This is a genomic window from Aeromonas sp. QDB17, assembly GCF_027705305.1.
GTDB classification, from domain to species: Bacteria; Pseudomonadota; Gammaproteobacteria; order Enterobacterales; family Aeromonadaceae; genus Aeromonas; species Aeromonas caviae.
In genome coordinates, this window is the sequence record NZ_JAPDBP010000011.1 from 145,269 (window position 1) to 154,410 (window position 9,142).

Consider the following 9,142-nt stretch of genomic DNA (forward strand, 5'->3'; position numbering starts at 1 on the left):
AGGAGTGCCATTGATGAAGACCCTGCTGCTGATCGCCACCAGCCTGCTCTCTGCCCAGGCGTTTGCCGCCGACACCCTCACCGTCTACACCTACGGCTCCTTCGCCGCCGAATGGGGGCCGGGTCCCAAGATCAAGCAGGCCTTCGAGAAGGAGTGCGGCTGCACCCTCAATCTGGTACCCCTCGAGGATGGCGTCGCCATCCTCAACCGGCTGCGGCTGGAAGGCCAGCACAGCAAGGCCGACATGGTGCTGGGGCTGGACGATGCCCTCATCAGCGAAGCCAAGCAGAGCGGCCTGTTCGCCCCCCATTCCACCAGGCTCGATGGCCTCAAGGTACCGGGTGGCTGGCAGGACGACACCTTTGTCCCCTATGACTACGGCTACTTCGCCTTCGTCTATGACAGCAACAAGCTCAAGCAGCCCCCCAAGAGCCTGAAGGAGCTGGTGGCACGTCCCGATATCAAGGTGATCTATCAGGATCCCCGCACCTCCACCCCGGGTCAGGGCCTGATGCTCTGGATGAAGTCGGTCTACGGGGATGAGGCACCGACCGCCTGGGCGCAACTGGCCAAAAAGACGGTCACCGTCACCAAGGGGTGGTCAGAGGCCTACGGCATGTTCCTCGACGGCGAGGCGGACATGGTGCTCTCCTACACCACCTCCCCCGCCTATCACCTGATTGCCGAGAGCAAACCCCAGTACCGGGCGGCCGCGTTCGAGGAGGGTCACTACCGCCAGGTGGAAGTAGCAGCCAAGCTCAAGGGCGCCACACAAGGCAAACTGGCTGACCAGTTCCTGCAATTCATGGTGAGCCCCGCCTTCCAGAACGAGATCCCCGGCGGCAACTGGATGTATCCGGTGACAGACGTGGCGCTGCCCAAGGGGTTCGAACAGATGATCACCGTAGCTAAGCCGCTCACCTTCAGCTCTGACGAGGTAGCCGCCAACCGCAAGGGGTGGATCCGCGAATGGCTGCAAGCCGTCACCCAGTGAGTTCAGGTCGTCGCACCCTCTGGTGGCTGCCCGGCAGTGCAGCCACCCTGGTCATCCTGCTGCTCTCCATTGGGCCGCTGGTCGCCCTGTTGTGGCAGGCGGGGGCCCTCTCCCCCCGCGCCCTGCTAGGCGATCCCTACCTGCGCCACGTGCTGGGTTTCAGCCTCTGGCAGGCACTGCTCTCCACCCTGCTGAGCCTGGGGCTTGCCATCCCGGTGGCCAGAGCCCTGGCGCGACGCCGTTTCACCGGACGCCGCCTGCTGCTCAAGCTGTTCGGCCTCTCCCTGGTGTTGCCGGTCATCATCGCCATCTTCGGCATGGTGGCGGTGCACGGTCGTCAGGGCTGGCTGCCGCAACTGCTGCACGGCCTGGGCCTGGATCCCGGCAACTACCTCTACGGCCTGTTCGGCATCCTGCTGGCCCATGTCTTCTTCAACATGCCGCTGGCCGCCCGCCTCATCCTGCAGAGCATAGAGAGCATCCCCGAGTCCTCCTGGCGCCTCGCCAGTCAGCTCGGCATGCGCTCCTCCCACATCTTCCGGCTGCTGGAGTGGCCGCTCATCCGCGGCATCTTGCCGGGGCTCGCCAGCCTCATCTTCATGCTCTGCTTCACCAGCTTCACCACAGTGCTGGCGCTCGGGGGCGGCCCCAAGTCCACCACACTGGAGGTGGCTGTCTACCAGGCGCTGCGCTTCGACTTCGATCTCGCCACCGCTGGCGGGCTCGCCCTGGTGCAACTGCTGCTGACCCTGGCCCTGCTCCTGCTGCAACACAAGCTGCAGACCACCCCGGCCAGTCGCCTCACCAGCCGTCGCCCCTGCCTGCGTCCCGACAGACACCAGAAGGGCAGCGCTCTGGTGGATGGCCTGGCCCTGACCATGGGGCTCGCCATCTTCCTGCCGCCCCTGCTGGCCATCGTGGTCGCCGGGTTCAACCCCGGTCTGCTGGCGGCGCTCGGCTCACCCCGGCTGTGGCAGGCAGGGGGGCAGTCCCTGGGCATAGCCCTGGCGGCGGGCTCCCTGGCCACTTTGCTCGGCGCCGGGCTGCTGCTCACCAGCCGGCATCTGAGGGTGCGGGATCGCAAACGGCGGGCCGCCGCCCTGTGGGAGGCCAGCGGCTCCATGATCCTGATGATCCCGGCGGTGGTGCTCTCCACCGGCCTCTTCATCCTGTTCATGCCCTTCACCGACGTCTTTGCCCTGGGCCCCTGGCTGGTGGTGCTGGTCAACGCCCTGATGGCGCTGCCCTATGTGCTGCGCACTCTCTCGGCCCCCATGCAACTGGTGGTGCGCCAGTACGATCGGCTGGCGGACAGCCTGGGGGTGCGCGGCCTGCATCGCCTGCGCCTGGTGGAGTGGCCCCTGCTGCGCCGTCCGCTGGCCCTGGCCATGGCGCTCTCGATGATATTGTCCCTCGGGGATCTCGGGGCCATCGCCATGTTCGGCAGCCAGACCCTCACTACCCTGCCCTGGCTGCTCTATCAGCAGCTCGGCAGCTACCGGCTGACCGAGGCGGCCGCCACCGCCCTGCTGCTGCTCACCCTCTGCTTCTCCCTGTTCTGGCTGGTGGAGCGGGGACTGGGAGGCAGGCATGTGGATCACTGATCCCCGGCATTGCCGCCTCCCTGCCCCCAGGATCCGGCCGGGCACGTCCCTGGGGCGCCCCTTGTGGCAGTCACTCACGCTGCCTTTCATCAATTTTTCTTACTTGTTGTTCTATAAAACGACATTCAGGAGCCAAACATGCTGGTAATTGAGGAACTGGTCACCAGTTATCCCGACTGGCAGGTGACCTTCAGTGCGACCTTGCCCAAGGGGGAGATCACCGCCCTCATCGGTCCGAGCGGCGCCGGCAAGTCCACCCTGCTCGGCATGATCGCGGGCTTCGTGCCGGTGGAGTCGGGCACCCTCACCTTCGACGGCCAGGATCTGCTGTCACTGGGCCCCGCCGAGCGCCCGGTCACCACCCTGTTCCAGGATCACAACCTCTTCCTGCACCTGTCGGTGTTCGACAACATCGCCATCGGCCTGCATCCCGGCCTGCGCTTGAATCCGGCCCAGAAAAGGCAGGTGCAGGAGGCCGCTGACAAGGTAGGCCTGGGGGAGATGCTGACGCGCCTGCCGGAGCAGCTCTCCGGCGGCCAGCAGCAGCGGGTGGGGCTGGCCCGCGCCCTGGTGCGGGGCAGGCCGCTGCTGCTGCTGGACGAGCCCTTCTCGGCACTCGATCCGGCCCTGCGGCGGGAGATGCTGGCGGAGGTCGCCCGCCTCGCCTGCGAGCAGGGCATCACCGTGCTGATGGTCTCTCACAACCCCGAGGATGCCCAGCTCATCGCCGATCAGGTGCTCTTCATCGACGCGGGACGCATCGCCTTGCAGGGCAAGCCGGATATTCTGCACAGCAGCGATCACCCCGGGCTGCTGCGCTACCTGGGCCGCGCTCTGGCGCCACAGTGAAGGGCTGACAAGCTGATGGTCTCTCCCTGTCGTTCCCAGGACGATGCCCAGCTCATCGCCGATCAGGTGCTCTTCATCGACGCGGGGCGCATCGCCTTGCAGGGCAAGCCGGATATCCTGCACAGCAGCGATCACCCGGGGCTGCTGCGCTACCTGGGCCGACCGAGAGAGGCATGAGATAGGCGGGATCAAAAAAGGGGAAGCCGTCCGGCTTCCCCTTTTTCATTCAGAGGTCACGTCAAATCAGAGGTTTTCCTCGGCGAACGAAGCCAGCCGGCTGCGCACCACCCCGTTCAGGAAGATATTGGCACTGCCGTCGAAGTCCTTGAACCGCTCGACGATGTAGGTCAGACCCGAGGTCACCGGGCTCAGGTAGTTGGAGTCTATTTGAGCCAGGTTGCCGGAGCAGACGATCTTGGTCCCCTCCCCGCAGCGGGTGATGATGGTCTTGATCTGGGACGCGGTCAGGTTCTGGCACTCGTCCAGCAGCACGAAGGTGTTCTGGATGCTGCGCCCGCGCATGAAGTTGACCGATTTGAACTGGATGTTGGCCTTCTCCATGATGTAGCTGAGGGACCCGCTCATGTTCTCGTCCTGCTTGTGCAGCACCTCCAGAGTGTCGGTGACCGCCGCCAGCCAGGGCATCATCTTCTCTTCTTCGGTGCCGGGCAGGAAGCCGATGCTCTCGGCAATTTCCGGGGTATTGCGGGTGACGATCACCTTCTCGTAGATCCCCTTCTCGATCACCAGCTCCAGCGCCGCCGCCATGGCGAGCAGGGTCTTGCCGCAGCCCGCCGGGCCGGTCAGGATCACCAGGTCGATGTGCGGATCCAGCAGGGCATCCAGCGCCATGCCCTGATACACGTTCTTGGGATGCACCCCCCAGGCCTTGCGGGACATCAGCCGCTCGCGGCCGAGATCTTTCAGGCGGATCTTGTTGCCGTCGTGGCTCAGCACCCGCGCTGCAAAGAAGTTCTCCTCGTCCAGGAGGTACTGGTTGACGTGGACTCCCTCCAGCAGGTTGGCATCGATGACGTGGACCGTATCGCGGCCATGGGTTTCGCTGTCGCACTCACCGACCCGCTCCCAGAAGCTGCCGGGCACCACCTGGAAGCCCTTGGCGAGCAGGCGGATGTCGTCGATGAGCTGGTCGCTGCGGTAATCCTCCACATGGGCAAGACCTGCTCCCTTGGCCTTGAGGCGCATGTTGATGTCTTTGGTGACCAGCACCACCTGACGCTTCATCTCGTGCTTTTGCAGGTAGAGGGCGGCGTTGATGATGCGGTTGTCCGCCTCCTTGTCGGTGAACACCTCGGCATCCTGGGGCAGATGGTGGTCGCTGAAGATGGAGATATGGCCGCTCGCCTCGCCGGCCAGCGCCACTCCTTGCACTATCTGCTCCGGAGTCGCATCGCGGAACACATCTTCCAGGGCACGGATGGCGATACGGGCATCACGGCTGACGTCCTTCTGGCGATCCTTGATGTTGTCGAGCTCTTCGAGCACCGTCATGGGGATGAGCACGTCGTGCTCTTTGAAGGAGTAGATGGCGAGGGGTTCGTGAAGCAGAACGTTGGTATCCAGGATAAACAGCTTTCGGTCCGTGTTGTCCATAAGCATCCTCCTTGGCACTGAAGGTGCCACGTGTGTGAATCTCAGATGTCATTGAAACCACACGGCCGTGACAGTTTTATTACCCCCAACGCTACGCCCGAATTTACCGGTGCGCAACAAATCGCTGCCATCATGGGCGTCGTTCGAACATAAAATCAGCAACGAAAAGGCCGGCATGTCGCCGGCCTTTGGTGGCAATCAGCACCTCAACCGCACTTGGAATCCCCGCAATTGAGACAGGTCATGCAGCCATCCTTTTGCACCAGCGCCTTGGTGTGGCACTTGTAGCAGAGCACGGCACTGGGTGGGAAACCGCTGCCCGCCGGCTGTTCTTCTGCCTGTTGCTGTGCCTGCAATTGCGCCTGTTTCTCGGCCAGGAACGCCTGCTGGTGCTCGTCCAGCCCGGGTACCTTGAGCATGCCGATCTCGGTGAGATGGGTTTCGATCACGTTGCCAATTTCGGCGATGAGCGAAGGCACGTACTTGCCCTTGTTCCAGTACCCCCCCTTGGGATCGAACACGGAGCGCAACTCCTCCACCAGAAAGGTGACGTCCCCTCCCTTGCGAAACACCGCCGAGATGATGCGGGTCAGCGCCACTATCCACTGATAGTGCTCCAGGCTCTTGGAGTTGATGAAAATCTCGAACGGGCGCCGGGTCTCGTGCACCGTGCCCTCGTTGAGAATGATGTCGTTGATGGTGATGAACAGCGAGTGCTCGGAGACATGCTCCGGCGTCTTCAGCTTGTAGGTGGTACCCATCAACCGTTCCGGGCGCAGCACGGTTTCATGCATGTGCACCACGTCATCCTGGGGCGCCGGCGCATCTTGCGGCTCATCCCGGGTTTTTACCTTGTAGGCGACGATTTTTCTGTCGATCTTCTTGACCATGTCTCGTCCTCAGAACTTGCCGTAATAGCCTTCTTTCAAGGCGTCATAGAGGTTGGCGGCGGTGTGCAGCTCGCCATCGTATTCGATCTCCTCGTTCCCCTTCGCCGTGATGACAGTGCCATCTTCCAGGGTAAACTCGTAACTGGTGTTCTCCAGATCCTTCTCCTTCACCAGCACGCCCTGGAAGGCGGCCGGGTTGAAGCGGAAGGTGGTACAGCCCTTTAGGCCGGAGTCCGAGGCATAGAGGTAGATATCCTTGAACTGCTCGAACGGAAAATCGGTCGGCACGTTGGCGGTCTTGGAGATGGAGGAGTCGATCCAGCGCTGAGCCGCCGCCTGGATATCCACGTGCCCGGTCGGCGTGATGTCGTCCGCGGTGATGAAGTAATCCGGCAGGCGGCTACCCTCCTCCTCGGCATAGGGCATGGCGGCCGGGTTCACCAGCTCGCGATAGGCCAGCAGCTCGAAAGAGTAGACATCCACGCTCTCCTTGCTCTTCTTGCCCGGTTTGATGACATTGCGGCTGTAGTGGTGGGCAAAGCTCGGCTCGATGCCGTTGCTGGCGTTGTTGGCGAGCGACAGGGAGATGGTACCGGTCGGCGCTATGCTGCTGTGGTGGGTGAAGCGTCCGCCCACCTCGGCCAGCTCGGCTACCAGAGCGGGATCCACCTCGGCCACCTGCTGCATATAGCGGCTGTAGCGGGCATGCAACACCTTGCCCTTCACCTTGTCGCCGAGCTTGATGCCATCTGCCGCCATTTCGGGGCGCAGACGCAGCATCTTGCCGGTGACTTCGAACTCCTGCTCCATGATGGGGGCGGGCCCCTTCTCCTTCGCCAGACGCAGAGACTCCTGCCAGCCGGTCATCGCCAGCTCCTGGGAGACCTGTTCGGTGAAGGCGACGGAGGCCGCAGAGCCGTACTTGATGCGCAGCATAGTGAGGGTCGAGCCCAGCCCCAGGAAGCCCATGCCGTGGCGACGCTTGGCGGTGATCTCCTCGCGCTGCTTGGCCAGCGGCAGCTGGTTTATCTCCACCACGTTGTCGAGCATGCGGGTGAAGATGGCCACCACCTTGCGAAACGCGGGCCAGTCGAAGGCGGCCTGCTCGGTGAAGGGATCGCGCACGAAGGTGGTCAGGTTGACCGAGCCCAGCAGGCAGGCCCCATAGGGCGGCAGAGGCTGTTCACCGCAGGGGTTGGTGGCACGGATCTCTTCGCAGAACCAGTTGTTGTTCATCTGGTTCACCTTGTCGATCAGGATGAAACCGGGCTCCGCATAGTCGTAGGTAGAGGTCATGATGACGTTCCACAGCTTGCGCGCGGGCAGGGTCTTGTAGACCTTGCAGGCCACCTGGCCCAGCTCGTTGATCACCACACCCTCCTTGTTGGGCCAGTCCGCCCAGACCACCCTCGCTGGGTCATCCAGCGCGATGCCATCCTGCTCCACCTCCTTGGCGGTGTAGGGGAAGATCAGTTGCCAGGGGGCATCCTCCTTCACCGCACTGACGAACTCTTCCGTGATGAGCAGGGAGAGGTTGAATTGACGCAGGCGACCATCCTCCCGCTTGGCCTGGATGAACTCGACGACATCGGGGTGACGGATATCCATGGTGCCCATCTGGGCGCCACGACGGCCACCGGCAGAGGAGACGGTAAAGCACATCTTGTCGTAGATATCCATGAAGGAGAGCGGCCCGGAGGTATAGGCCCCCGCTCCCGAGACGAAGGCTCCGCGCGGTCGCAGGGTCGAGAAGTCGTAACCGATGCCGCAACCCGCCTTCAGGGTCAGCCCCGCCTCGTGCACCTTGCCGAGGATATCGTCCATCGAATCCTCAATGGTGCCGGAGACGGTGCAGTTGATGGTGGAGGTCGCCGGCTTGTGCTCAAACGCCCCGGCGTTGGAGGTGATACGGCCCGCCGGAATGGCACCATTGCGCAGGGCCCACAGGAAGGGTTCATACCAGGTGTCGGGTTCACGCTCCTGCGCAGCCAACGCGCGAGCGACACGCTGGTAGGTCTCGTCGATGGAGCCGTCGATGGGGGCGCCATCCTTGCTCTTGAGACGATACTTGCTGTCCCAGATCTCGAGAGACGTCTCCTGCAGAGGGATCTGGCGGCTGGCGGTGACGCCCTCCAGTACCGGAATGGATTTAGCCATGGTCAATCAACCTCCTGTGAATGGGGCAATATCGTGACAAGAATACTACCAATAGTAAATTTAAGAACTTAAAACACAATATATTGTGATTTATCCGTCATGAGGGCGCCGATTCTATCCTAAAAAAATGCCCCGGCCAGCAGATTTCTGGGCCAGGGCATTTAACCAGTTCAATTTCCGAGAGATTTAAAGCGAGAGAGTATCTCAGGGTTTCTTGACGTATACGCTCGGTGTCTCACCCGCCATATTCAGATAGAACTCATAGACGCCATCCGCCTCGGGCGAGAACTTCATGTCCTCATACTTGGAGCACGGGTTGACCGGTACAGGTTCCCCGCCGAGCACGGCAACGCCATCGCTCGGGCTCTTATAACCGAAGTTGGTGCCACAACTCCAGCCGGAGTCGGCAAACTTGAACTTGTAAGGAGCCCACTCTTTCTTGAGCGTCCCCTTGGCCATGTAGAGCTTGTCGGCAACCTTGACGACCTTGCTTTCGTCGGTGGCCATCCAGTCGTTCATCTCACCACGCAGGTAGATGGACTTGCCGCCGAAGTCACTGTTGTCCGCCGCCGCCTGCTCTGCACCACCATTGGATGCGCAACCGCCTAATACCAGGGTTCCCGCCGCCAGCATCATCGTTACTGTTCTTTTGAACATGTGTCCATTCCTCAAATTATTGTGATTCCTTGGTCCATCGATGTGGACCCGGGAATTAAACCAGAGCAGGCATGACAAGAAAGGTAGAAGCATCACATTCTGTGCTTTTTATATCCAGAATGCAGGCTTTCGAATAGATATTGAGCAGAGACAGGCCACAAACAAGTCGATATTGGCTGGGATGATGAATGCGAGTATCAGAAAACACGGCGGGAGACCGCACCATAGTGCCCGTTTGCCCTCCAGTAAGTGCTGAATTTCAGGCAATAAAAAACCCCGCTCGAGTGAGCGGGGTTTCTTGTATTGGGTGCCTGGCAGTGTCCTACTCTCGCATGGCGAATGCCACACTACCATCGGCGCTACAGCGTTTCACTTCT

8 protein-coding genes are annotated in these 9,142 nt (G+C 61.7%); 4 read left to right on the forward strand and 4 right to left on the reverse strand.

The genetic code is table 11. From position 1 onward, the window contains the following. Nucleotides 1-13 precede the first annotated feature (13 nt). From thiB to OKC41_RS11415, 4 genes are all read left to right on the forward strand, one after another. Nucleotides 14-994: a thiamine ABC transporter substrate binding subunit gene (gene thiB, locus OKC41_RS11400; protein WP_042016675.1), complete on the forward strand. Its 981-nt coding sequence runs from the start codon at nt 14-16 to the stop codon at nt 992-994. Further along, on the forward strand, nt 970-2,598 hold the full coding sequence (thiP, locus tag OKC41_RS11405) for a thiamine/thiamine pyrophosphate ABC transporter permease (protein ID WP_042016674.1): 1,629 nt from the start codon (nt 970-972) through the stop codon (nt 2,596-2,598). The genes thiB and thiP overlap by 25 nt, the downstream gene beginning before the upstream one ends. 138 nt (nt 2,599-2,736) lie before the next feature. After that, the gene (thiQ, locus tag OKC41_RS11410) at nt 2,737-3,447 is read left to right on the forward strand and encodes a thiamine ABC transporter ATP-binding protein (RefSeq protein ID WP_049637131.1); all 711 of its coding nucleotides are present in this window, start codon (nt 2,737-2,739) and stop codon (nt 3,445-3,447) included. A gap of 15 nt (nt 3,448-3,462) precedes the next feature. After that, nucleotides 3,463-3,624 (forward strand): hypothetical protein, encoded by a 162-nt coding sequence (locus OKC41_RS11415; protein WP_164882965.1) that lies wholly within the window; start codon nt 3,463-3,465, stop codon nt 3,622-3,624. Between the two features lie 66 nt (nt 3,625-3,690). On the opposite strand, the gene OKC41_RS11420 is transcribed toward OKC41_RS11415, so the two are convergent. The 4 genes from OKC41_RS11420 to OKC41_RS11435 all read right to left on the reverse strand — a co-directional run bounded on the left by OKC41_RS11420 (nt 3,691) and on the right by OKC41_RS11435 (nt 8,765). After that, nucleotides 3,691-5,061 carry a PhoH family protein gene (locus OKC41_RS11420; RefSeq protein WP_041214576.1) on the reverse strand — a complete coding sequence of 457 codons (1,371 nt, stop codon included), beginning with the start codon at nt 5,059-5,061 and terminating at the stop codon, nt 3,691-3,693. Nucleotides 5,062-5,267: 206 nt separating this feature from the next. After that, on the reverse strand, nt 5,268-5,951 hold the full coding sequence (locus tag OKC41_RS11425) for an NrdJb (RefSeq protein WP_201894550.1): 684 nt from the start codon (nt 5,949-5,951) through the stop codon (nt 5,268-5,270). A gap of 9 nt (nt 5,952-5,960) precedes the next feature. After that, nucleotides 5,961-8,108 carry an adenosylcobalamin-dependent ribonucleoside-diphosphate reductase gene (locus tag OKC41_RS11430; RefSeq protein WP_010673143.1) on the reverse strand — a complete coding sequence of 716 codons (2,148 nt, stop codon included), beginning with the start codon at nt 8,106-8,108 and terminating at the stop codon, nt 5,961-5,963. 204 nt (nt 8,109-8,312) lie between these two features. After that, a complete protein-coding gene (locus OKC41_RS11435; RefSeq protein ID WP_029313820.1) occupies nt 8,313-8,765 on the reverse strand; it encodes a pullulanase in 453 nt (150 codons plus the stop codon). Nucleotides 8,766-9,142 lie beyond the last annotated feature (377 nt).

Bases quoted from the DNA above. Each gene is read 5' to 3' on its own strand.
- thiQ (WP_049637131.1), top strand. From the start codon at position 2,737: ATGCTGGTAATTGAGGAACTGGTCACCAGTTATCCCGACTGGCAGGTG.
- OKC41_RS11425 (WP_201894550.1), bottom strand. From the start codon at position 5,951: ATGGTCAAGAAGATCGACAGAAAAATCGTCGCCTACAAGGTAAAAACC.
- OKC41_RS11435 (WP_029313820.1), bottom strand. From the start codon at position 8,765: ATGTTCAAAAGAACAGTAACGATGATGCTGGCGGCGGGAACCCTGGTA.
- thiP (WP_042016674.1), top strand. From the start codon at position 970: ATGGCTGCAAGCCGTCACCCAGTGAGTTCAGGTCGTCGCACCCTCTGG.
- OKC41_RS11415 (WP_164882965.1), top strand. From the start codon at position 3,463: ATGGTCTCTCCCTGTCGTTCCCAGGACGATGCCCAGCTCATCGCCGAT.
- thiB (WP_042016675.1), top strand. From the start codon at position 14: ATGAAGACCCTGCTGCTGATCGCCACCAGCCTGCTCTCTGCCCAGGCG.
- OKC41_RS11430 (WP_010673143.1), bottom strand. From the start codon at position 8,108: ATGGCTAAATCCATTCCGGTACTGGAGGGCGTCACCGCCAGCCGCCAG.
- OKC41_RS11420 (WP_041214576.1), bottom strand. From the start codon at position 5,061: ATGGACAACACGGACCGAAAGCTGTTTATCCTGGATACCAACGTTCTG.